This window comes from Kitasatospora sp. NPDC043949 (genome assembly GCF_056435365.1).
On the sequence record NZ_JBWKEQ010000006.1, the window covers coordinates 46,666 to 70,580 of the forward strand.

Genomic DNA, 23,915 nt, shown 5'->3' on the forward strand with positions numbered 1-23,915 from the left:
CCTGGCGGGCGTCGTGTCCGGGGTGTTGCCGTCGTGACGCCGTGTTGCCGTCCGGTGGCCGCCCTGTGGCGGTTCCGGCAGGCGGGAATGATCCGTCCGGGTGCGCGGCGTTGTGGTGGGTGACCGAGTTGGACGGCCCGAACGGCGGGCCGTCCGAGGACCGCAGTGGGAGGGTGTACCGATGACGGCGACGGCCGCGGAGGACTGGAAGCACTGGAGTGACGGCCGGGCGGCATCGGTGAGCGCGCCACACGGCCAGCTCGCACTCACCGGCACGCACTGGTTGGAGCCCGAACCCGCCGAGATCGTCGGCCTGCCCGGGCGCTGGTGGGCCGACGCCGAGGGCGTCCGGGTCCGGGCGGCGGCCGCGGACGACATCACCGTCGGCGGCGCCGACGGCCCGGTCGACGGCGAGGCGCTGCTCCGCCCCGACACCGATCCGGCCGCCGACACCGCCACCCTCGGCGACGTCCTGCTCGTCCCGATCGAGCGCGAGGGCGAGCTCGCCCTGCGGGTCTTCGACCCGGCCGCGCCGCGCCGGACGGCCTTCGCGGGCATCTCCGCCTACCCGTACTCGCCGGAGTGGGCCGTCCCCGCCGTCTTCACCCCGTTCGAGCAGGACGGCGCCCAGTCCGTGCTCGTCCCCAACGCGGACGGCAAGGAGCGCCCGCTCGCCGTCACCGGACAGATCGCCTTCACCGTCGCCGGCGAGCACCGCGAGCTGACCGTCAGCCGCTCCGGCGACCGCCTCACCGGCGTCATCGCGGACGCGACCAGCGGCATCGACACCTACCGGTTCCGCTTCATCACCCTCCCCGCCCCGGACACGGACGGCCGCACCGTCCTCGACCTCAACCGGGCCTACCTGCCGCCGTGCGCCTTCGCGGACCACTTCATCTGCCCGTTCCCGCCGCCGGGCAACCGGCTCGACTTCGCGGTGGAGGCAGGGGAGAAGCAGGTCCTGACCAGGTAGGACGGGCCGCTGCCCGGCCCCGGTGCGGGGAGCGGGGAGGCCGGGGCGGACCATGGAGGGTTGTGTCGACCAATCATCCTGCCAATCCCGCCCCGGCGTCCGATCCCGCCCCGACGCCTGCCCCTGCCCCGGCGCCCACCCCTGCCCCGGCGTCCGATGCCGCCCCGGCCACCGCCGCTGTTCCGGCGGAGGAGCCACCCTCCGACGCCTCCTCTCCGCCGGCCGGAACCGAGGCCCTCCCCTGGTACCGGCGGGCCTTCGCCGACCTCAGCCCACTGCGCGACCACCCCGACTACCGCCGGGTCTGGTTCGGGCAGGCGGTCTCCTCCATAGGCCAGCAGATGACGGCCGTCGCCGTCTCCGTCCAGGTCTACGACGAGACCGGCTCCGCCTTCGCGACCGGCCTGGTCGGCCTCTTCTCCTTCTTCCCGCTCGTCGCCTTCGGCCTCTACGGCGGCGCGATCGCCGACACCGTCGACCGGCGCAAGCTCGGCCTGATCGGTTCGGCCGGGCTCGCCGCCGTCTCCGCCGTCCTCGCCGTGCAGGCACTGGCGGGCCTCGGCCAGGTCGCCGTCCTCTACGCCGCCGTCGCCGCCCAGGCCGGCTTCTTCGCCCTCAGCTCGCCCGCCCGCTCCGCGATGATCCCCCGGCTGGTCCCCAGCCACCAGCTCCCCGCGGCGAACGCGCTGAACACCGTCAGCATGAACCTCGGCCTCACCGTCGGACCCATGATCGGCGGCGTCCTCATCGGCGCCTACGGAACCCAGGCCGCCTACCTGGTCGACACCGTCGCCTTCGCCGGCACCCTCTACGCGATGTGGCGCCTGCCCGCCATGCGCCCGCTCGGCGACCGCAAGGGCCGCGCCTCCGTCCTCGACGGCCTCCGCTTCCTGCGCGAGCAGCCCAACCTGCGCACCAGCTTCCTCGCCGACCTGGCCGCGATGATCTTCGGCATGCCGCGCGCCCTCTTCCCCGCCATCGCGGTCACCTTCTACGGCGGCGACGCCCGCACCGTCGGCCTCCTGGTCGCCGCCCCCGCCGTCGGTGCCCTCACCGGCGCCCTCTTCTCCGGCTGGGTCGGCCGCATCCACCGCCAGGGCGCCGCCGTCCTCGTCGCCGTCGCCGCCTGGGGCCTCGCCATCGCGGCCTTCGGCGCCCTCCACAACCTCTGGCTCGGCCTCCTCCTGCTCGCGGTCGCCGGCTGCGCCGACACCGTCAGCATGATCTTCCGCAACACGATGATGCAGGTCGCCGCCCCCGACGAGATGCGCGGCCGCCTCCAGGGCATCTTCATCGTCGTCGTCGCCGGCGGCCCCCGCCTCGGCGACTTCGAGTCCGGCGCCGTCGCCGCCCTCACCAACCCCGCCACCTCCGTGATCACCGGCGGCCTCGCCTGCGTCGCCGCCGTCGTCCTCCTCGCCGCCCGCCGCCCCGCCTTCCTCACCTACGACGCCCGCCACCCCACCCCCTGACCCACCCCGACCCGCCCCTGACCCACCCACCCCCAACCCGGCAGCGAGCACCCCTCCACGTGCTGTATTGTTTTCCACGTCGCCGGGACAACCGGAGACAAGGTCGAGAAGCCCACAGCAGAGCCCCCCAGGCCCCGCTGCCGGGCGCCGAGACCACGGGACGTGGCGCAGCTTGGTAGCGCACTTGACTGGGGGTCAAGGGGTCGCAGGTTCAAATCCTGTCGTCCCGACAGTGAAGTCGGTTGTGAGAGTGGGTACTTGGGAAACCAGGTGCCCGCTCTTGCTGGTTTTCGGAGCCTGTTTTTGGTCCCGGGTGGTCCCAGAATGGTCCCCAGGTTTGGCCACGGGTGCGTCGCCACCCGTTGCCCCAGTGGCTGGTATGCGGATTGTTCTTCGATCTCAAGGTGAAGTGCGAGACCTCCTTGCTGTTTTGCTGGAGCGAGGCGTGGTGGCGCACTTGACCTTCGGTCAAGTGCGCCGGGCGTCGGTCAAGTGGGTCAAACTGGTTCATATCGGGGTATTTCTAAGGCCTTTCTGGCGCCTACTGCTTGCCGTGGTGTGACTCGGGCAGCATCGGAGCGGCTTGTCAGCGGCCATTTCGAGGCGATGGTGGTCGCGGTGTGTTACCAGCGGCGGGTGATCTGACCGGCGCACTGGAGCTTCTCGAGGTGATGAGTGAGGGCTTGGCCGGCTTCCAGAATCCGGAGCACGTCGGGGTGGAAGTAGCGCTGGGTAGTGGTGATGAGCCGGTGGCCTGCGATTTCCATGAGGATGTGCGGAAGGATGCCAGCGTCGGCCATCCAAGTGAGCCCGGTGTGGCGCAGATCGTGGCGTCGCAGGTGCTCGTAGCCGAGGTCGCTGGTGACCTCGTCCCAGTGAGTGGCGTCGCGCAGGACGGCGGTGCTGATGCGACCGCCGCGCGGGCCGGTGTAGAGGCGGGCGTCGGGGTCGCCGCGGGTGGCCTGCAGTCGGCGGGCGATGAGCGGGCGCAGCGGCTCGATGATCGGGATGAAGCGGGCGATCCGGCCTTTGGTGTGCTTGTCGACCAGACCGCCGGGTGCGGGGGTGGTCTGCCGGCGGCAGGTCAGGAGCCACTTGTCAGTGTCGACGTCGCGGGCCCGAACTCCAGAGACTTCTCCGATGCGGGTGGCGGTACAGGCACTGTGGACGACGACGTCGCCCCAGCCGCGATAGTGGTTGTACGAGGCTTCGACCAGAGCGTCGGCGAGTTCGGTGAGGGCGTCCCAGTCGCGCAGTGCGAGGGTGCGGGGGTCTCGCAGTTCATCCTCGGCCTGCTGGAACTGGTGCTGCCAGCCGGTGATGTGGGCGGGATTGCGGTCGAGGATGCCGTCCACGATGGCCTGCTCGAAAGTGCGGGAGAGCATGGCGAGGGTGTTCTTGATGGTGGAGCGGCTGCAGCCGTCGGCGATCCAGCCGAGGACTGCGGCGGTGATGAGGCTGGTGGTGATCAGGCGCAGGGGGAGGTGCCCGAGCTCGGGCTCGATCCGCAGCTGCCAGCCGGCGAGGTAGGGAACGTGCGTGGTGGTTTCCAAGCCGGTCAGGATGGCCGGGAGGCGGAGGTTGACGTAGTCGGCCAGCGGCATGGAAGCCAGGGAAGGGAGCACGGGGCTGCCGGTGGCATCGGCCAGGACGGCCAGCCACTGGGTAACCAGCGTCGGGTCGAGCCCGTTGCGGACAGCTTCGGCCAGGAAATTAGCCCAGGCCTGCGTTTGAGCAGGGGCAACCCGGGTGGACTGCTGGTAGTGGTTGACGGGCGTGTGGGTGGCCCGGTTCCGAGGGAAGCGGCCACTCGACGGAGTCAGATGGTCGGTGGTGGTGATCTCGCTGAACGGATCCGGGGCCGGTGGCTTCCAGGAAGGTGTTGAAGTACTCATGAGCCATCCTTGCGCCGACCTGCCTTGACTTGATGATGCCGTCATGGTGTCATCGCCTTATGCTTTACGGTGTGCCCACGCTGCACGACATCGACCAGGCCGTTCTCGCGGAGATCGAAGAGATGCGGGACCGTCTGCGTCTCCATCTGCGTACCCCACGCCGCTGGGAAGGGCAGCTGCGCCGTAACCTCACGGCCCGGGCGATCGCTGGCTCGAACACCATCGAGGGCTACGCGGCGAGCGTCTCGGACGTCGAGGACATCATGGTCGGCGAGGCGCCGATCGACGCGAACGACACCGTCGCGGCCGAGATCGAGGGCTACCGGCAGGCGATGACCTACATCCAGCGCCTGGCCGAAGCCGGCGGCGACTTCGCCTACAGCAAGGGCCTGCTCAACTCGCTGCACTTCATGATGCAGGGCCACCACCTACTCAAGCGGCCCGGCTGGTGGCGCTCGGGGCCTGTGTACGTGACCTCCGCTGAGGACCCGACGATCGCTGCCTACACCGCCCCCGATACCCAGCAACTGCCGGAACTGACCGGTGAGCTGGTGGAGTGGCTGAACGAGGGCGACCTGGACGCACCCGGGCTGGTGCGGGCATCGATGGCGCACCTGAATCTGGTGGCGATCCACCCGTGGTCGGACGGCAACGGCCGGATGTCCCGCGCCCTTCACACGCTAGTCCTCGCCCGCGAAGGGATCATGGCGCCGGAGTTCTCCAGCATCGAGGAGTGGCTAGGCCGGGCCCGCAACACCTACCGCTACTACGACATCCTCGCCGAGGTTGGTGGCCCCGTCTGGACCCCCGACCGTGACACCCTCCCCTGGGTCCGCTTCTGCCTGCGCGCCCACCACCAGCAGGCGCAGACCGTCGAACGCCAGGTGAACACCACCCGCGAGGTCTGGAGTGCCCTCGACGAAGCGATCGAGCAGCGCGGCTGGCCCGACCGCATGCTCTACGCCCTCTACCCGGCCGCCATGAGCAACCGCGTCCGCCGCGCCACCTACCAAGCCGACGCCGAGCTCAGTGAGCAGCAGGCCCAACGCGACATCCGCGAACTCGTCCGCGCTGGCTGGCTCACTGCCCAAGGCGAGGCCCAGGGCCGCTACTACACCGCTGGCCCGGACCTACCGGGCGAAATTACGCGAGGGGTGCGCGAACCCCGGCCGTTGCGCGACCCGTACGCACGGAACTGACGCGGGTGTGTCGAGGCGGCACCAACTGCTATGACTGGCAGGGCTGTCAGAGTAACCAACTCCAGGACAGGCACCATGACCGACTGGAACAAACCCGGGCATGGCGACAGCAGCAGGCTCGACCGACGGTAACTGGATCTATCTTCTCCCGGTGGCGAAGGACGAGCCTTCCCTGGACTTCGCCAAGGAGCGCCAGACCTCGCGACCTCGGTCTGACACGAAGATTCGTCGCTTGCCCAAAGTGCGGCAGCGCAGACCCGGGGTGCCGGGCCTCGGCAACCCGGCAGCTTTCTGCGGACGGACCGCAGCTCAGCGAGACGGGGGAGGCTTCGGCCACGGGGCTCCGTGAGAGGCGGCGTCGAGGACCTCGCCGAGGCGGAGCCAGGCGGTGGGGCTGATCGGGCTGTCTGCGAAGCGCTGCCAAGCCTGGGGGTCGTCGCCGAGCGCGGTGGTGACCAGGGCGAGGGCGGCGGGATGGGTGCTGCCCCGGTAGCGGGGGCCGCCGATGGTGAGTGCTGTCCAGGCGGGGAGGGCGAGGATGGTCTCGTGGTCGTGGTCCGGCAGGGCGAGGACGTGCCGGGCCCAGTTCTCGCGGTTGGAGGGGTTCCGCCGGGCGGCGGCGCAGGTCGCGGGTGAGGGTGCGCAGGGCCTGCTGCGGGTCGGAGTGCCGGGTGAGGAGGTCGGGGAAGGTTGGTCCGCCCCGGCACCTGCCGCCGGGCCGGCGTACCTCAACAGAAATCGGCTGGCTCACCGGAGCGACCGTGCCGCCCATCACAGGTAGCGAGCCTTCACGGACGGTCAACTACAACGAGTGACGTTCAGTCAGCATCAAGGCCATTGCCTCGATAAGGTGTTGACGATCTGGTGCACTGACAGGGGTGGAACATGAGCAAGCTGCACGTCAGGTATGTCCGCAAGGCGATCGAGGACCGGTTCACCGACCTCATCGACATGAAGGACAAGGCGAAGGTCGCGGAGAAGGACTACGTCCAGGCGTTCCTCAGCCGCGGGCTGGCCGCACTCGCCGTGCAGATCGAGCACCCCTGCAGTGACCGTGCCGCAGCGATCAGGATCTTCGATGGCGACGACGACCGCGGCCTCGATGCCATCGCCGTCGAGGTGAGGGCTCCGCAGCCGAGGATCTGCCTGGTACAGGCCAAGTGGAGCGACAACCTGAAGGGTGGTTTCGGAGAGACCGAGGTCGACCGGATGTTCCGCGGCCTGAACAGGATGCTCGACCTTCAGTACTCCAAGTTCAACAGCCGTTTCCAGCAGTTCGTCCCCGAGATCGAGCAGGCCTTCGAGATCGGCACACCGAAGATCACACTGGTTCTCGCACTGATGCGTACCGCTCCACTCGACGAGGGCACCCGGGAGCTCATCAAGGAGAAGCTCGCCGAGCTGAACCAGGTCGAGGAGATGGTCGACTACAAGGTCCTGGACCTGCGCGATTTCCACCGTGCCATCCTCGGGGACGCGGCCGCCCCGAGGATCGACGCTCGGGTTCGGCTGGACGGCTTCGTACAGGAATCGACTCCGTACAAGGCCCTGTACGGGACCATGACCGCCGCAGATCTCGCTGACCTCTACAGCGAGCACCGGCGCGGCCTCTTCGCACGCAACATCCGCGACAACCTCGATCTGACCGACGTCAACATCAAGATCAGGAACACCTTGCTGGAGGAGCCGGAGCACTTCTGGTACTTCAGCAACGGCATCACCATGCTCTGCGAGATGATCAAGCCGGTTGGCAAGGCGGTCCCTGGCAAGGTCGGGGACTTCCAACTCATCGGCGCTAGCGTGGTCAACGGCGCACAGACGGTGAGCGCCATTCACCGAGCGTACACTGCGGATCCGGACACCGCCCAGTACGGCAGGGTCATGGTGCGCCTGATCTCCCTGGAGGACTGCCCGCCCGGCTTCGGCGATCACGTCACCACGAACACGAACACGCAGAACCCGATCGAGGAGCGCGACTTCAAGTCCCTCGACAAGGTGCAGGTCCAGCTCCGTGACGACTTCGCCCTGATGCTGCACCTCAGCTATGTGATCAAGCGGGGCGAGGCTCTGCCGCCGCCCGAGCACGGCTGCTCGATGGCGGAGGCCGCCGAGGCGCTGGCTGCCACAAACCCGAATGCACAGCTCGCCGCATTGGCCAAGCGTGATCAGAATCTCGCCGGCCTCTGGGAGGACAAGACCTACCAGGAGATCTTCGGGTCGGCCCCAAACGCCTTCCGGGTGTGGCGCTCGGTAGAGCTCCTCCGCGAGGTGCGGGCTCAGCTCCAGAACCTCCGGGACGGGCTGCTGTGGAGGGCTGACGCGGCGGCCTTCTACGGAGACCTCCTGGTCACCCACATCGTCTTCCGCCGACTGGACACCCGATTCATCGAGGACCCGTCCTATCACTGGCCACGGGAACTCGTAAAGGTTCCCGAACTGGTGCGGGACTCCCTTGCCTGGTCGCTCTCCGCAATCGATGAGGAGTACGGAAAGTCCAGCCACATCATCGCCGCGGTGCGGAACACGGAGCGGATTGAGCGGGTTGTCCGGGCTGCTTTGCGCGGGCTCGACTCCGACCGTGGCGCTCCAGCCCTGGGAGAGGACTACCAGGTCACCGAGGTCGAGACGCGCGGCCGGCAGGTCAACGCCGTCACCACCCTGATCGCGAACGGCCGCATCGCGGACGGCACGATCCTGGAGTTCCGGCCGTACAGCAAGCCCGAGCGTCGTGACATGGCGGAGTGGCTGGCAGAGGACCCCAGGCGGTCATTGGCCACGTGGAGCAACGCCAACGGTCGTCAGCCCCTGCAGTGGCATGCGGACGAGGGGTGGTACTCGCCCAGTGGTCTCGCCAAGGAGATGCGCCGCCTGGCGTCCGGAGTGGCGTCGTCCGTGCAAGGCACGCTTCGCTGGTTCGTCCCGGGTGAGGGGTCTCTCGATGAGCTGGCACTGGCGGTCCGGCTGGATGAAGGGCTGGACGTGGGAGACGAGCCGGTGGGTAGCTGACTTTCACGGCCTGTGCGGTGGCAGCGGTGACGACGCTACAAACGGTTCCTCGGCATTGTCAGTGCCTCGAAGTAAGTTCGCGCCGTGCCACCGCCCAGATTGATCGTGGCCCGGCCGGAAGCGCCGTCGGGCATGCCGCCCCGGCCGTAGGATCACAGGTGGCGGTTCTGGTCGTGCACCCCCAGACCTGCCTGATCGGGCCGCCGGCACCAACGAGTACAAGGAAGAAGAGCAGCACGTCGATGGAGGAACTGACCTTGGACCTGGACATCCCGCAGCAGCCCGAGGACGGTGCGGAGCCTGCGGCGGCGGATACCCAGCCCCAGGTCACGGCCCTGGAAGAGGGCCAGGTCGTCGACTACATCAGCGGTAGCGCGATCAAGGAGACGGCGAAGGAGAAGGTGCGCCAGCGCATCGCCCGGGCTCTCGTCCACGAACACGGTATCGACCCTCACGACATGGCCCGCGACTTCTCCGTCACGGTGAGCGAAGAAGGTGCCCCGCGCAAGCGGACGAAGAAGGCCGACATCGCGATCTTCGAGTCCGGGATGCCGCACACCACGGCTAACCTGCGCCGAGTCGTCGTCTGTAAGCAGGAGCCCAATCGCGGCAAGAACGTCGTGAAGATCCGCGAGCCCGAGCAGGCGAAGAAGGACCTTGCTGAGCTCCAGGAGTTGATGGGCAACGAGGACCGGCCCAACTGCGTGGACGGCATGTGGACCGACGGCGTCGACTTCTTCTTTCTCAAGAAGGTGGTCGGCGACTTTGGGGTGACCTTCGAGGACCGCAGCGACTGGGAGGTCGCCGACGGCACCATCGGTAGCCGGACCGTCGCCTCGCACCAACGGCTGCGCCAGGCCGACCCGGAAATGCTCAAGATCGCCTTCCGGCGCTGCCACAACTACATCCACGGCAACGAGGGCATGCCGAAGGACGCCGCGTTCTGGCAGTTCCTCTACCTGCTGTTCTCCAAGATGTACGACGAGCGGGTCAGCCGCGGCACCGGGCGGGGACGGTTCCGTACCGGCCTGAAGGAGATGTTCGACCAGGACGGGCGCGCCGCCATCAGCACCCGCGTCAAGGAGCTCTTCGAGGACGTCAAGACCGAGTACAAGGACGTCTTCAAGCCGAGCGACGAGATCACCCTGTCCGACCGTGCGCTCGCCTTCATCGTCAGTGAGCTCGCCCCGTACGACCTGACCGGCACCGATGTCGACGCCAAGGGCATCGCGTACCAGGAGCTCGTCGGCACCAACCTGCGCGGCGATCGGGGCCAGTACTTCACCCCGCGCGGTGCGGTCAACCTGATGGTGGAGATGCTCGATCCCCAGGAGGACGAGACCGTTCTCGACCCGACGTGCGGCACCGGTGGCTTCCTCCAGGCCACGCTCAAGCATCTGCGCGACAGCTGGAAGAGGGAGGCCGGCACCTTCGGCTTCCCTGACACCGAGGAGGAGCGCGAGCGCTACGGCGACCGGCTCAAGACGTACGCGGAGAAGCACCTGGTCGGCTCGGACTTCGACCCGTTCCTGGTACGTGCAACGACCATGGCGATCATGACGCTCGCCCAAACCACCGGCAACGTCTTCCACATGGACTCCCTCGCATTTCCGCGCGGGCACCTCGCCGGTGTGGAGCCGGCGAAGAAGAAGGTTCCGCTGGGCAAAACCGTCGACGTGCTGCTGACCAACCCGCCGTTCGGAGCGGACATCCCGGTCAGTGACGAGTCAGTTCTCGGTTCGTTCCGTGACGGCATCGCCAAGTCATGGGGACGGAACAAGGAGACCGGCGAGGTCGAGGCGAGCAGCACCACTACGCCGACGAGCATGGCGCCGGAGCAGCTGTTCATCCAGCGGGCCATCGAGTGGGTCAAGCCCGGCGGCAGGATCGGCATCGTCCTGCCCAACGGCATCCTGTCGAACCCCGGGCCGACCGACGAGGCGATCCGCCGGTACATCCTGGAACACTGCTGGGTGCTCGCGAGCGTCGAGCTGCCGGTGGAAACGTTCGTCGTCGACGCCAACGTCAACATCCTCACTACGCTCCTCTTCCTGAAGCGGAAGACCGAGCAGGAGGTGCGCAATCACCGGATGGGGACGGAGAAGCCGTACCCGGTCTTCATGGCAGTCGCCGAGAAGGTCGGCTTCGACCGGCGCGGAAACGACCTGTACAAGCGTGAGCCCAACGGAGACATCGTCGTGGAAACGGAGGTCGTGATGGAACGGCTTCGTATCCGGGGCAAGGAAGTGACCCGGCCGCTGAGGCGCAGTAAGAAGGTCATCGACAACGACCTGCCGGTGATCGCAGAGAAGTATCGGGAGTTCCGGGCCAAGCATCCCGTGCCGGGTGTGGACGCGCGCAAGGTCGCGGGGACGGGCGCGTGAAGATCGCGAGCCTTTCCAACCCGGTGATGTCCAGCTGGCTCGCGGAGCAGGGGCTGAGGCTGGATGCCTCGCCGTATGTCTCGGGCTCACTGAAGACCAAGAAGCTGCTGGAGCAGTTGCCGAAGACGGAGCCGCTGGCGAGCCTGACGCACGGGCACAACGGGGGAATTTTCAACGGCCCCATGTTCCGCAGGGTCTATCTCACGGACCCTGAGCACAGCGTGCCGTTCCTCGGCACGAAGGACATGATGGCGGCCGACCTCACAAGGCTGCCTCGGCTACGGAAGTCGGATGCGGAGTCGGCGGCCTTGTCGTACCTCCGGCTCAAGCCGGGGATGACACTCATTTCGTGCTCAGGGTTCAATGCTGGCCGAAGGGCGTACGTCCGGCCTGACATGGGTGACTGCTGGTCGTCGCAGGACACTCTCAAGGTCGAGCCAGATCCGGAGAAGATCAAGTCCGGGTATCTGTATGCCTTCCTCCTCAGCCGGTTCGGCGAGTCGCTCGTTCGTGGATCCGTGTACGGATCGGCGGTGAAGCACATCGAGCCGCACCACATCGCGGGGATTCCGGTGCCACGCCTCGGTGCGGACCTCGAAGGGCAAATTCACCGTCTGATCGAGAGCAGTGCGCGGCTACGGGCACAGCACCAGGCGGACCTGGTGGCAGCGACTAAGGACTTCTTCGAGAGTAACGGGCTGCCCGAGCTGAGTGAGCTGCGCTGGCACCAGCAGGAGCGGGATCTCGGGTTCGAGGTTGCAAGCATTGGGTCGGCCTCGCTTCGAGCGTTGAACTTCGCGCCGCGAGCTCAGCAATTGATCGAGAAGTTGGGGTCGGTGTCCGGCCGATCGCTCGGCTCGATTTGTGAGGGGGGAACCCTGCGGACAGGCGCCCGGTTCAAGCGCTTCGACAGCGACCCGGGGCATGGTGTCCGCCTCATCGGCCAGCGCCAGTCCTTCTGGCTGCGTCCTGAAGGGCGCTGGATCAATGAAGCGCAGGCTCCCGACGACATTCGGGTCACCGACGAAACGATCCTGATCGCGGCGCGTGGGACCCTCGGCGAGAACGAGGTGTACAGCCGATCGATCTTCGTGACTGGATCATGGCTGGAACACGCATACAGCCAGGACTACGTCCGCCTCGTCAGCGGTGACTCTGAAGTCTCCGGTGCCTACTTGTTTGCCTTTTTCCGTTCGGAGGCAGCATTCCGGGCCCTTCGTTCCTTCAGCGTCGGAGGCAAGCAGCAGGAATATCACCCGCAGTTCCTGCGTGAACTGCACATCCCGCTCGCGCCCCCCGCTGACCGTGCCCGCATCGCCGAAACTGTCCGAGGCGCCTACAGGAAGCGCGACCGCGCCGACGTCCTTGAGGACAAAGCCCTCGCGTTGCTCACCACCGCCATCGAGGAGGCCGCCGGCTGATGGGTGCCAGGATCGTTGCAGTTGGGGAGGCCGTCAACGATGCCGAGCGGAGGGTGATCGCGCACCTGCGAGATCACGCCCCCGACGACTGGACGGTCCTGCACTCCATCGAGATTCCGCACTACCAGAACGAGCTGTTCGAGGTCGACCTCGTCGTGGTGACCGGGAATGCCGTGTTCGTCATCGACGTCAAGGGCACCCGGGGCCGCATCGAGGTCGACGGCAGGAAGTGGCATCCGTCCCGCCGGGCGCCGTTCCGCTCCCCGCTGCCGAAGCTGCGCGGGCACGCGAGGCAGCTGAAGACGATCCTTGAGACGGCTCACCGACAGCTGTCCCGGATCTACACCGATGCCCTCGTGGTGTTGCCTGCGCCGGACGCCCTGCTCGTCGACCGGACTCCCCGACAGCTAGACGCTCACGACACTGTGACGCTGCCGGACCTGATCGCCCGACTCGCTGACGTGAGCCGCGTCCCCACCTCCACCAATCGGTTCGACACGGAGATCTCCGCGCACCACGAGCTGATCGTGCGTACGATCCAGGGCTCGTCGCGACCGCCTTCCGGGCCACTGCGGTTCGGCAACTGGGAGGTGATTGAGCGGCTCGGCGAGACCTCGCCGGAGGAGAGTGGGGATGGCATCCTCCGCGAGTACCGGGCCAAGAACGCCATCGCACCGCAGGGGTCGGGCACGGTCAGGCTCTCCGTCCGCAAGGCTGACCCGTACGCCCCGGAGGCGGAGCGGCTGCTGCAGCAGAAGCGGATCGGCATCGCGTACGAGGCGCTCGGCAAGCTGCCCTCGCACCCCAACATCGTCGGCGTGCGGGACTTCTTCCCCAATGACGACGAGGGTGTCTTCGTCACCGTCTACGACGATGTGCCCGGGCACGCACTGACACTGCATCTGACCGGGGCCGTCGACCCGCTGACCGCGGACGCGAAGCTGCGGACGATCCGGCACATCCTGATGGGCCTCGCGCACACGCACCAGCGGCACATCGCGCACCGCGAGCTCAACCCGTCAACTGTCCTGATCGCGCAGGACGGCCGGGCGATGCTGACCGGTTTCGAGTACGCGAAGACCGCGCAGCGCCGTGCGCACACCGTGCTGCGGGAGGCGCACCAGGCGGCCGACCGTGCGTACCTTGCGCCTGAGTGCCACGCCGACCCCGCCGCGATGGGGATGAAGGCCGACATCTACGCCGTCGGCGTCATCGGGTACCAACTGCTCACCGGCGAGCTGCCGTTCACCTCGGCGACCGAACAGGCCGGTGCGGTCGGGCGGCTGCCGGCAAGCGGTCTGGAGGCCGCGCAGGTCCGTGTCGAGCTGGCCCATTGGCTGCAGAAGCTGTGCGCGACAGATCCGGACGGCCGGCCGACCGCCGTTGAGGCGCTGCGGCGGCTCGATCTCGTCATGGGTGCGCGGAACGCTCCCGCCAAGCGGATCGGCTCCTCCTCGTCTGCTGTACGGTCGCAGGGTCCCGCACCGCAGGCACCGGACGGTCCGCGCGGCCCGGAGTTCTTCAAGGAGCTCCCGGCCGACTTTCAGCTCGGCACGAAGTACCTGGTACGCAACCGGCTCGGGCGTCCCGGTTCGTTCGGAGTGGCTTACCGGGTCTACGACACGATAAGGAGTGTCGACCGGGCGGTGAAGCTGGTCCTTCGGGACCGGGACTCCGTCCTGGAGCGGCTGCGCCGCGAGGCGGACGTGCTGCAGCGGCTGCAGCACGCTCCGCATCCCAACGTGGTGGCGATGGTCGACGCCGACCGGCTGCTGCCGCCGGACGAGTACCCGTACCTGGTCTTCGAGTTCGTCGACGGCAAGGACGTCGCCGAGGTGATCCGCGGCGGTCGGATGGGCGCGGCAGACGTGCTGCGGCTCGCGATCGACACGGCTCGTGGGCTGCGCCACATCCACGAGCGTGGAGTGTGGCACTGCGACATCAAGCCGAGCAACCTGCTGTGGACCGATGACGGCGTCAAGCTGATCGACTTCGGGATCGCGAAGACCTCGGACTCCTCCGAAGGGCATAGCTACACCAGTCCGCGCTACACCCCTCCCGACCTCGACCAGGTCCCCGCGAACGGCACCGGGTACACCGACCGGGACCTGTTCGGTCTTGGAGTCACCCTGTACGAGGCGCTGACCGGCGGCCAGTACCCCTGGGACGGCGTCGGACAGCCGTCGCCTGGGGTACGGCCGATCGATCCGCGCACCGCGTTCACCGGATTCGGTGACCTGTCGCCCGGGTTCGCCGAGATCATGCTGCGGGCGATCTCCCCGTACCGGGGGGAGCGGTTCACCACGGCCGAGGAACTGCTTGGCGCGCTGGAAGCTCTGGAGTCAGCGCGCGTTGCTCCCGCACCGGCGCCGCTGCCCGTACTTGAACAGCGACCGCCCGCGCCGCCGACGGTCACCGCCGGTGGTCAGGGCACCCCGCCGGAGCCGAACAGCAACCCGTTCGTCGCCCATCTGCAGACGCTCTACAGCCAGAGTCGCCGCAGCAACCGGGGTACCCGTGGCCTCGACCCGCATTCGATGTCCGTGTACGTCGAGACGGCTCTGGACCGCGAGCTCGTTCCCGCGCTCCGGGCGGGCCGGCACGCGCTGGTCGTGGTGACCGGCAACGCGGGGGACGGCAAGACCGCCTTCCTGGAGAGCTTCGAACGTCAGGCTCGCGAGCTCGGCGCTGAGTTCGGGCCGTCCCGCCCCAACGGCACCGACTTCACTCTGGCCGGGCATCGGTTCCACACCAACCACGACGGAAGCCAGGACGAGGGCGATACCAGCGGCGACGACGTCCTGGAGGAGTTCTTCGCACCGTTCGCCGGGGCCGACGAGACGGCCTGGCCGGTCGGAAGCGAGACGCGGCTGATCGCCATCAACGAGGGTCGGCTGGTGGACTTCCTCAGTCACCACCACGATCGCTTCCCGCACCTTGCCAAGCTGGCGAACCTCGGTCTCGTGGGGAACGCGACCGGGCAGGCAGTAGCCGTCGTCAATCTCAACGCTCGTGATGCCGCCGCCCGTCCGCTCGACGCCGATGGGCAACCGCAGGACGGCGAGTCGCTCCTGGAGCGGATGCTCGACCGAATGACGAGCGACCGCTTCTGGAAGGACTGCGAGAACTGCGACCTCGCCGCTGTCTGTTACGCCCGGCACAACGCCCAGACATTCCAGCACCCTGCTGCCGGTCCCCAGACCAAGCGGCGCTTGCGGCGTATCTACGAGCTGACCCAGCTGCGAGGGAAGCTCCACATCACGCTGCGCGACCTGCGCTCCGCGCTCGCCTACACGCTCACCTCGGGTCGCGACTGCGCCGAGATCCACCAGCTGTACGCGGCCGGCGAGTCCCAGCAGATCCTGGACGGCTTCTACTTCTCTGCGCACCTCGGATCCCCGCCCACTTCCGAAGGCACCCCGCAGGAACGTGACCGGCTGCTCTCCCTGCTGCGCGAGGCCGACGTCGCGGCAGTGCCCCAGCCTCAGTTGGACCGGCGGCTCGACTATGTCGGGCTGCTTGAGGACGGGGCGCTGGTTACCGTCGACGGGCGCGGAGACCGCGACCGCGTCCTGCTCCGCCAGGACTTCGCGCAGCTCGGCCGGTCAGTCACCGAGCGCGCCTCCCAGGCCGTCGCGCACCGCCAGTACGTGGACGCGGCCCGCCGTCTGTTGTATTTCGAGCTCCATGACGAGGGGCGGGCCCAGCGGATGCTCCCTTACCCCTCGGTGCTGCGCTTCATGGAACTGCTCTCCCGCACGGCGGACGCCGACATCGAGCAACGGGACAGCATCCTGCGGGCGCTCAACCGCGGTGAAGGGCTCGTCTCACCCGAGCGGATCGGTGACGCCCTCGCGCTGAAGGTACGTGAGGTTCCAGGCGGCACCATCCGCAGCTTCCGCCGGTTCCCCGCCGAAGGGTTCCGTCTCGAACCCGGGTCGGCCCCAGCCTCGCCGTACATCGAATCCGGCCGCACCTCGCTGCGCCTCAGCTACCGGGCCCCAGCCGGCAACCAGGGCGGCACGGCTGAGCTGGACATCCGGCTCGATCTGTTCGAACTGCTCCAGCGCTTCGAACGTGGCTACCGGCCCTCGGTCACCGACCTGCAGGGGCAGCAGCTCGCCCTCGCCGTCTTCAAGAACCGGCTGGCCGCGGTCCCGTACCAGGAGGTCCTCCTCACCACACACGGACACGACCTGCGACGGATCCACCGCACTGAGGACTCCGTACTGCACATGGAAGAACTGACGGTTCGTACGGACCAGGGCGACGAGCCCAGTACGGACGCAACCGGGGTGGAGGAGACGACATGGCGCTGAGCGGATCCCTGGGAACGTTCGCCCATCCCGGTATCAGCCGGCTCGACTACAAGGCGCTGGACATGGACCGCGTGCTCACGGCGCTCCTGGCCCGCCTGTGGCACGGGGGCATGCCCAGCAAAATCAGCCGGGCGAACACCCTCGACGTAGACGTGTTCGTCAAGCTCTTTCTGCAGCATCCGGAGGTGTTCGACGGCTTCGACCGGGAGACCACCACCCGCTGGACGTCCACCCACCTCCTGGACCTGGTCAACCGGGGAAAGGTGACCGAGGCCGTGGCCAGCCCTCGGCCGCTGCACGGATTCACCTATCGCTTCCGCAACAGCCGCAAGTCCCGCCCGTACGGGGCCGACGAGCAGCTGTACGAGATGCTCACGGAGAACGAGGGCGCGCTGAAGGGCCTTCGTGAGTTCTTCTTCTCCGACGTGGACCGCTCCACCGGCGAGATCACTCCTGGTCCGGGAACCGATGTGGAGACGCAGGCTCTGCTCCACCTCGTACAGCAGGCGGGCAAGCAGATGCAGGACCAGGCCGACACCAGACGGCCCCGCACGCCCTACCCGCCGCTGTGCGCGGAACCGGCGCGGCAGCTCTGCCAGGACGTCATGCGGTTGCTGTATCACCAGGAGCACATGCCCCGCACCGTCCTCGTGGACTACTTGAAGATCCTCTTCGCCTTCCACCTGTCCCTGTACCACCTGCGGATGATGAAGCTGCTGCCTGCGGTGCTCGAGGCCGGCGCGGCCTCCGCCGCCTGCCGCAAGGGCCACGAGGGCACGGAAGTCGCAGACCGCTGCCCGTACCGAGTACGACTCTTCCTCGATGTCCAAGGAGCGCCCGGAACCCCGGCCGCCGCGCTCGCCGAACGCAGCGCGGAGATCTGGTACCGGCGCGTCCCTCGCTTCATCCAGGCGACCTACCAGGTGAAGAAACTCGATGAGTTCTCCGATCACCTGGCGCTCAAGACCACAAAGCTGAGCCACCCGGCCGGGCGGAGCTACTTCACCCCGGAGGAGGCCTTGCAGCGGCTCGGCAAGTCGTACACCAAGGACAGGGATGCCTTCTTCCTCCAGCGGGTCAACCGAGTACGGGACGAGGAGGAGGACCTCCCCGCCGAACTGAAGCAGATCACCCAGCTCGGGCTCGACCCCTTCGACGAGTACATCGAGATGCTGATGCACTACAAGGGACGTCACTACCGTAACTACTTCATCGAGTGCCTCGACACGATGCTCCTCAAGCACCGCCCCGGTGCACTGATCGCCCAGCCGCGCGGCGGGCGTTCCAACGGCAGGAGCTCCGCCCGCCGTTTCGTCCTCGACGCCCGCCTCCTCGAAGTGCTCCTCCAGGTGTCCCTGCTCAGGGAAGGCAACGACGGAACCGGAAATCTGCGGACCTCGCCGATGCGAGTGGACGAATTCCTCGCCCTGCTGCGCGACCGGTACGGGCTCCACATCGACCAGCTGCCGGACGCCGACGGATTCTCCGGCGCGCACCTGGACGACCAGGCAGCCCTACGGGCGAACGCGGCGGCCTTCCTCAACCGGCTTCGCGAGATCGGCTATTACCAGGACATGTCCGACGCCTATCTGACGCAGACCATCACTCCCCGGTACACCATCGGGACCGAGGCGACGACGGGAGCGGCGGCCCGATGAGCAACAGCACCACCGGACTGACGGAGCCCACGGCCAAGGACCTCCGCGAAGCGCTGGAAGCCGTCCTCGTCCCCCGGCTCACCAAGCTGGTCGGGGAGCGGGGCGCCGGACACTGCATGCGGGTCACCGAGGTGGAGGCCGAACTAGCGGCGCCCCTGGTGCGCCGGCTGCGCGGAGCGCTCGGCCCCGCCGCCACAGTCTGTGTCCTCGGGCCTGCGGACGACCTGGCCCCGGACCGGCCCTTCCATGACGTGACTGTCACCAGCACCAAGCTGGTCGAGCTCCGCAACCGTACGGAAGGCGAGGGGATCCTCCCCGGGCCGCTCCTCGTCTTCGTGCCGCCGGGCACCCGTGTGAGCGCCGAGGACTCCTTCGGCATCGCGACCTTCGAGGAGGTCCCGCTCGGCGACGCCTACGCCCAGCTGGCCGACCACCTCCTCCAGCAGGTGCCGACCCGGCTGCGCCAGGGCGTCGACGAGCTGCTCGCCGCCCTCCGTAACCATGCCGACCAGCGGATGAGCGACCGCGCGGTCGCCACGTACCTGCTGACGCTCCAGACCAACGGCTACCGTGAACAGGTCTCCGGCGCGGCGATCTACCACTTCGGCCTCGTCCCCGACTTCGACCTGTACGCCGACCCCACACTCGTCAAGGACAGGGTCGAGCGGAACCGGGGACTGATCGACAAGCTGACCTCGTCGAACCGTTCGGAGCGCCAGCGCGTCCTGGACCTCGGCCTGAGCGACGCCGGATTCGCCGCCAAGCTCGCGGGATTCGCCACCCGCTGCGGTCTGGAAGACCCGGTGGCGTGGACCCGCCGTGTCGTCGTCGACCGCGAGAATTGGGGGCTTTCCTTCGGGAACTGGCGCATTGACGAACGTCGGCGGGCCACCGTTGCCATCGACGTGCGCGAGCTCGGGCTGCCCACCGCTGGTGACAACGCCGAGGAACTGAAGTCCTATCAAGCGCTCCAGGCGATGGTGGGCCAGCCTTACCTTCTCGCCGGCGAGAAGGGCGCACGCGAGCTGACGGCCCGCTTCGCTGTCCAGCCCTCCCCGCTCAAGGTGGATGGGCTCGAACGTTTCCGAGTGGAGATTGTCGCGGAGAACGGCGGGCCAATCGGAAGGGCGGCCCACATCGGCAGGGGTACTCGGGCGAAGCCCGAGTACAAGGTCAAGCTGACCCGGCTGAACAAGATCGACTGGGAGGAGGGGTGGCACTACGTCCGGGTCACCCCGCTCTCCGTGTCGGGCGACGCGCTCGACGTCGCTCCCAGCGCCCACGAACAGCCGGGCGGAGAGAGCGAGCGCTTCTACGTCATCCCCGACGCCGAGGCCGACGAGCCGCCGGAGCGCAGCGCAGGCCGCCACGACGGAGTCGCCCAGGCACTCCGGTCCCTGCAGTTCGAGGCCCTCGCCGCCGGGGACGACCCGACCCGCGTCACGCTGAATGACATCCGGTGGAAGGCGACCACTCTGCGCGGCCCCCAACGGGCCCTCAACGCCAGGATCCATCCGGCGGGCAGCGCCGAGATCCGCCTCTCCCCCCTGCTCGTACAGGCCCAGCAGGATCTGCTCGCTCGGCCTGAAGACACCTCGCTGCGCCGTCTCGTGCTGAACCCCAATGGCACCGCCGAGATGCCAGCCTGTGATGACGACGACGTGGCCGGCGACCTGACCGGGCGGGCCGCCGAGGCGTACGACGTCTTCCTCGCTGCACGGAATGCCTACTTCGCCGCCGTGAGCGGTCGGAACGGTGACGCGATGGAACCGGCCGAGCTCCTGGTGAGCGAGGCCGTCGACTTCGAGACCGTACGCGATGACCTCGCCGCCTACGCCGAGGCGTACGCCGAACTGGTGGAGGCCCAGTCGCTCCAGGCCGAGCGGGCAGGCGACGACGCACGCGGCGCCGCTCTCCTGGCGCTGGCCCGGATCCAGCAGATCGACTGTGTTGCCGTCACCCTCACGGACGGCCTCGGCCGACGCGACACTGTCCTGCTCGCCTCACCCACCCACCCGCTACGCGCCCTCTGGCTGGCCACCTGGTCTGCCATGGGCCAGGAGTGGACCAGCCGACTCGGCGGCGAGGACAAGCGCCGCATCATCGCCGCCCGCGACTCCCTCCTCGAAGCGCTCTCCCCGCTCGGGTTCCCCTTCGCGATCCCGCGCCAGGACGGACGCCTCATGGCAGCCACGGACAATCTCACCCCGTACTGGGGTGCCTACCTCCCCAGCGAGACCGCCGACCCCCGTGGACTGCTCGGTCGGCTCACCGCCGCGCTGAATCTCCCCACCACCGGCACACGCATGGCAAGCGGCTCCAGCGCACTGTCCGGCACAGCCCTGGCCGACCGCATAGAGCGCTACGTACGCCTGCACCCGTACGTTCGCACCCTCGTCATGAACGTCGTCAATGCGGGCCGGGCCGAAATCGTCGCCGACGCCCTCCTCGAACTCCAGCGGCGCCCCGCCACCCGCGACCTCACGTACGACATCCAGCTGTGCGTCACCGACCCGGAGGCCCCGGAGACCGGCGCGGCGCTGGATGAACTGCTCAGCGCCCAGAACCAGATCTCCTCGGCCGAGGCGGAAGCCTTCCTGCACACGGCGGGCGATACCCGAAACGCGAAGCTCGTCTATTCCGTCCGCTCCGTCGAGGAATTCAGAGAGCCCTCCTTCGAGTTCGACGCCCACCTGGCCGTCCTCATCGATGCCTTCGGGGGCGAGCAGCACAGCTCCGTCAAGCGGCACGACATCGTCAACGCGCCGGTACACGGACTCATCCAGGCAACCTCCGCTGCGTACGAGGACACCGAGCAGCAGATCGTCTGGCGAACTGTCCCGCGCCACGGAACTGCCCTGCCCACTGAGGACTCCGAAGACCTCGCCACTCTCCTGAGCCGCCTGCCCGGCTTGCTCGCCAGTGCGGCCGCCAACGTCGCCACAGCCGGGCAGGCGCCACGCAACGTGCCCTGCACCGTTCTCTCCCTCGACAACGACGACCGCGCCCTGCTCTACCAAGCCCATCAGATCAGCGACTGGGTCGTCACCATCGACCGCACCCTCGGCCTTGAGTACTTCGACCACGCCGGACAGCGTGGCCGCCCCGAGTACGTCATCGACTACGCGCCGTCGCTCGACAGCAGCCTCGGCCACCAGATCATGGTCAGCTCGAACTCGGTCGACGAACTGCGCACCCTGCTCGGCCCGACCGCCCAGCAGCACGGGATCGAGGTGGAGGAGCGGCACCTCAACACGTTCTTCGACCAACTGCGCCTGCTCTCCGGCAACCTCGCCTTCAAGCTGGCCTCCACCGCCCCCAACCAGCGCACCGAAGTCCTCGGCCTCTCCCTGGCCCGGCTCTACCTGGACTACCAGGACGCCCTCCACAATCAGATCGTCGTCCCGCTCGACGCCCACCCCGAGCTGTACACCGAAGTACGCCGCCAGTCCCGCGAACTGGGCGACTCGCTCTCCTTCCAGCGCAGCGACCTCGCACTGTTTCACCTCAACGCGCGGAGACGGACCGTCACTTGCCGTCTCCTCGAGGTCAAGTGCTACACCGCGCTCGACGACATCGGCGCCTACCAGCGCCTCAAGGCCAAGGTCGCCCAGCAGTTGGGACAGAGCGAGAGCATCCTGGCCGAGTCCTTCGACTCTGCCCGCACCACCCCGGACCGCATCGACCGCCCGGTCAAGAACCTCGCCCTCGGCTCCATGCTCCGCTTCTACCTGGAGCGCGCGGCACGCCACGGCACCATGGGCCAGGCACCTCGGGTCTCGGCTCATGCCCTCCTCGACAGCCTCGACGAGGGCTACCGCCTCGACTTCACGCGCAGCGGCCTGATCTTCGACCTCGCCCGAAGTGGTACCGATCGCGAGTCAGAAGACGGAGTGGAATACCACCGGATCGGTCGCGACTTGATCACCGAGCTGATCGACGCGATTCCCACCGAGCGGCCGGGCGTTGCTGTGTTGACGGATGCGTCCGTCGAGGAGCGGGAAGAGGACGGGCTGCACGCGGACGGAGCCGCTACCGCCCCCACCTTGGCCTTGGTGCAGCTGGCTGTGCCGCGGCTCCCTGACGCCGGCTTCCGCGCGCCCGAGGGGGAAGACGCCCGGGAACCGGTGAGCAACCGGGCCGGAGAAGGCGAAGCGGAAGCCGCCACGGATGTGGACGAGAGCACATCTGTGCTCGACGATCCGGCGCTCGCCGCCCCGGACGTCGCCTCACTGGTCGTTCCTCCCCTCTCCGATGAGGACGAAGCTCCGCAACGAACGGAGACCGTCCTCGACCGGCACGGCTTCCACGACGCCCCGACCATCGATGCCCAGCCCACCCCGGTGACGCCGGGCTCGGCTCCTCAAGGGGGAGCTCCCGACATCTTCCTCGGCGTCACTCGTCCTTCCCTGCAGCACGGTGTGCTCGGTGAAGCGGCCGGGCGGAAGATCGCGGTCGACCTCGACGAGACCCACACCATCAGCCTTTTCGGCGTACAAGGCGGTGGCAAGAGCTACACCCTGGGCAGCATCATCGAAATGGCGTCCTTGCCCGCGGCGCCGGTCAACGAGCTTCCCCATCCCCTCGCGACCGTGGTGTTCCACTACAGCCGGACCATGGACTACGCCCCTGAATTCACCTCCATGGCGCTGCCGAACGACGACCAGGTGCAGCTGGAGGTCCTGAAGGAGCGCTACGGAGCCGAACCTCAGGCGCTGTCGGACGTCCTGCTCCTCGCCCCCGCCGATCAGGTCGCCGACCGCCAAAGGCAGTTCCCCGGCATCGACGTCCGGCCGCTGGCCTTCTCCTCCAGCGAACTCCAGGCATCCCACTGGCGCTTCCTCATGGGAGCGGTCGGCAACCAGTCGACGTACATCCGGCAGCTGACCCGCATCATGCGGTCGAACCGCAACAACCTGAGTCTCAGCGTCATCCGGCAAGGTGTGGCGGATTCCGACATGCCCGACCACATCAAGCAGTTGGCTCTGGAACGGCTCAAGCTGGCCGAGGACTACATCGATGACAGCGCGCAGCTCACCAGCCTCATCCGACCCGGGCGACTGATTATTGTCGACCTTCGCGACGAGTACATCGAGAAGGACGAGGCGCTCGGCCTCTTCCTCGTCCTGATGCAGCTCTTCGCCGAGGCCCGTCACGGAGACGAACACTTCAACAAGCTGGTCGTCTTCGACGAAGCGCACAAGTACATTGACAGCCCCGACCTCGTCGCCGGCCTCGTCGAGACGGTCCGCGAGATGCGCCACAAGGGCATGAGCATCCTGGTCGCCAGCCAGGACCCGCCCTCCGTGCCGATTTCGCTGATCGAGCTCTCCGACCACGTCATCCTGCACAAGTTCACCTCACCCGCCTGGCTGAAGCACCTCCAGAAGGCGAACACCGCCTTCGCCGGGCTGCGTTCGGAGCAGATGGCGCAGCTCCAGCCCGGAGAGGCGTACGTGTGGGCGAGCAAGTCCACGGACCCGGCGTTCACTCATGGCGCTGTCCGTGTGCGGTGTCGTCCTCGGGTGACCCGGCACGGTGGAGGAACGAAGACTGCGTCCGGCGGGCGGTAGGTCGGCAGCGAGCCG

The 23,915-nt window shown here is 67.9% G+C and carries 11 protein-coding genes and 1 tRNA gene; 10 read left to right on the forward strand and 2 right to left on the reverse strand.

The window, feature by feature from the left end; genetic code table 11:
- Positions 1-181 precede the first annotated feature (181 nt).
- From AC07AL_RS07595 to AC07AL_RS07605, 3 genes are all read left to right on the forward strand, one after another.
- Positions 182-973: a DUF1684 domain-containing protein gene (locus AC07AL_RS07595; RefSeq protein WP_478317157.1), complete on the forward strand. Its 792-nt coding sequence runs from the start codon at positions 182-184 to the stop codon at positions 971-973.
- A gap of 62 nt (positions 974-1,035) precedes the next feature.
- Positions 1,036-2,445, forward strand: a complete 1,410-nt coding sequence (locus AC07AL_RS07600; protein WP_478317158.1) for an MFS transporter — start codon at positions 1,036-1,038, stop codon at positions 2,443-2,445.
- A 156-nt stretch (positions 2,446-2,601) separates the two neighbouring features.
- Positions 2,602-2,675 (forward strand) — tRNA-Pro (locus tag AC07AL_RS07605).
- A 393-nt stretch (positions 2,676-3,068) separates the two neighbouring features.
- Here the strand turns inward: AC07AL_RS07605 and AC07AL_RS07610 are convergent.
- Positions 3,069-4,340, reverse strand: coding sequence for a tyrosine-type recombinase/integrase (locus AC07AL_RS07610; RefSeq protein WP_478317159.1), 1,272 nt, complete (start codon positions 4,338-4,340; stop codon positions 3,069-3,071).
- 59 nt (positions 4,341-4,399) lie between these two features.
- Here AC07AL_RS07610 and AC07AL_RS07615 point away from each other — a divergent pair, with 59 nt between their 5' ends.
- Positions 4,400-5,539 (forward strand): Fic family protein, encoded by a 1,140-nt coding sequence (locus AC07AL_RS07615; RefSeq protein ID WP_478317160.1) that lies wholly within the window; start codon positions 4,400-4,402, stop codon positions 5,537-5,539.
- A gap of 309 nt (positions 5,540-5,848) precedes the next feature.
- Here AC07AL_RS07615 and AC07AL_RS07620 read toward each other — a convergent pair whose 3' ends face one another.
- Complete coding sequence (locus AC07AL_RS07620; protein WP_478317161.1) at positions 5,849-6,271, reverse strand: hypothetical protein; 423 nt, start codon at positions 6,269-6,271, stop codon at positions 5,849-5,851.
- 153 nt (positions 6,272-6,424) lie between these two features.
- On the opposite strand from AC07AL_RS07620, the gene AC07AL_RS07625 reads away from it, so the two are divergent.
- From AC07AL_RS07625 to mads8, 6 genes are all read left to right on the forward strand, one after another.
- On the forward strand, positions 6,425-8,545 hold the full coding sequence (locus tag AC07AL_RS07625) for an AIPR family protein (protein ID WP_478317162.1): 2,121 nt from the start codon (positions 6,425-6,427) through the stop codon (positions 8,543-8,545).
- A gap of 158 nt (positions 8,546-8,703) precedes the next feature.
- Entirely contained in the window at positions 8,704-10,929 is a 2,226-nt protein-coding gene (gene mads2, locus AC07AL_RS07630) for a methylation-associated defense system DNA methyltransferase MAD2 (protein WP_478317163.1), read from the forward strand.
- Entirely contained in the window at positions 10,926-12,350 is a 1,425-nt protein-coding gene (gene mads5 / locus AC07AL_RS07635) for a methylation-associated defense system restriction endonuclease subunit S MAD5 (RefSeq protein ID WP_478317164.1), read from the forward strand. The genes mads2 and mads5 overlap by 4 nt, the downstream gene beginning before the upstream one ends.
- Positions 12,350-16,669, forward strand: a complete 4,320-nt coding sequence (mads6, locus tag AC07AL_RS07640) for a methylation-associated defense system protein kinase MAD6 (RefSeq protein WP_478317165.1) — start codon at positions 12,350-12,352, stop codon at positions 16,667-16,669. Before mads5 ends, mads6 begins: the two co-directional genes overlap by 1 nt.
- Complete coding sequence (gene mads7, locus AC07AL_RS07645; RefSeq protein ID WP_478317166.1) at positions 16,660-18,327, forward strand: methylation-associated defense system protein MAD7; 1,668 nt, start codon at positions 16,660-16,662, stop codon at positions 18,325-18,327. Before mads6 ends, mads7 begins: the two co-directional genes overlap by 10 nt.
- Before the next feature lie 116 nt (positions 18,328-18,443).
- On the forward strand, positions 18,444-23,900 hold the full coding sequence (mads8, locus tag AC07AL_RS07650) for a methylation-associated defense system ATP-binding protein MAD8 (protein WP_478317167.1): 5,457 nt from the start codon (positions 18,444-18,446) through the stop codon (positions 23,898-23,900).
- Positions 23,901-23,915: the final 15 nt, after the last annotated feature.

Coding starts and splice junctions, on each gene's coding strand:
- AC07AL_RS07595 (WP_478317157.1), top strand. CDS start 182: ATGACGGCGACGGCCGCGGAGGACTGGAAGCACTGGAGTGACGGCCGG.
- AC07AL_RS07610 (WP_478317159.1), bottom strand. CDS start 4,340: ATGAGTACTTCAACACCTTCCTGGAAGCCACCGGCCCCGGATCCGTTC.
- AC07AL_RS07615 (WP_478317160.1), top strand. CDS start 4,400: ATGCTTTACGGTGTGCCCACGCTGCACGACATCGACCAGGCCGTTCTC.
- AC07AL_RS07625 (WP_478317162.1), top strand. CDS start 6,425: ATGAGCAAGCTGCACGTCAGGTATGTCCGCAAGGCGATCGAGGACCGG.
- mads6 (WP_478317165.1), top strand. CDS start 12,350: ATGGGTGCCAGGATCGTTGCAGTTGGGGAGGCCGTCAACGATGCCGAG.
- mads7 (WP_478317166.1), top strand. CDS start 16,660: ATGGCGCTGAGCGGATCCCTGGGAACGTTCGCCCATCCCGGTATCAGC.
- mads8 (WP_478317167.1), top strand. CDS start 18,444: ATGCGGGTCACCGAGGTGGAGGCCGAACTAGCGGCGCCCCTGGTGCGC.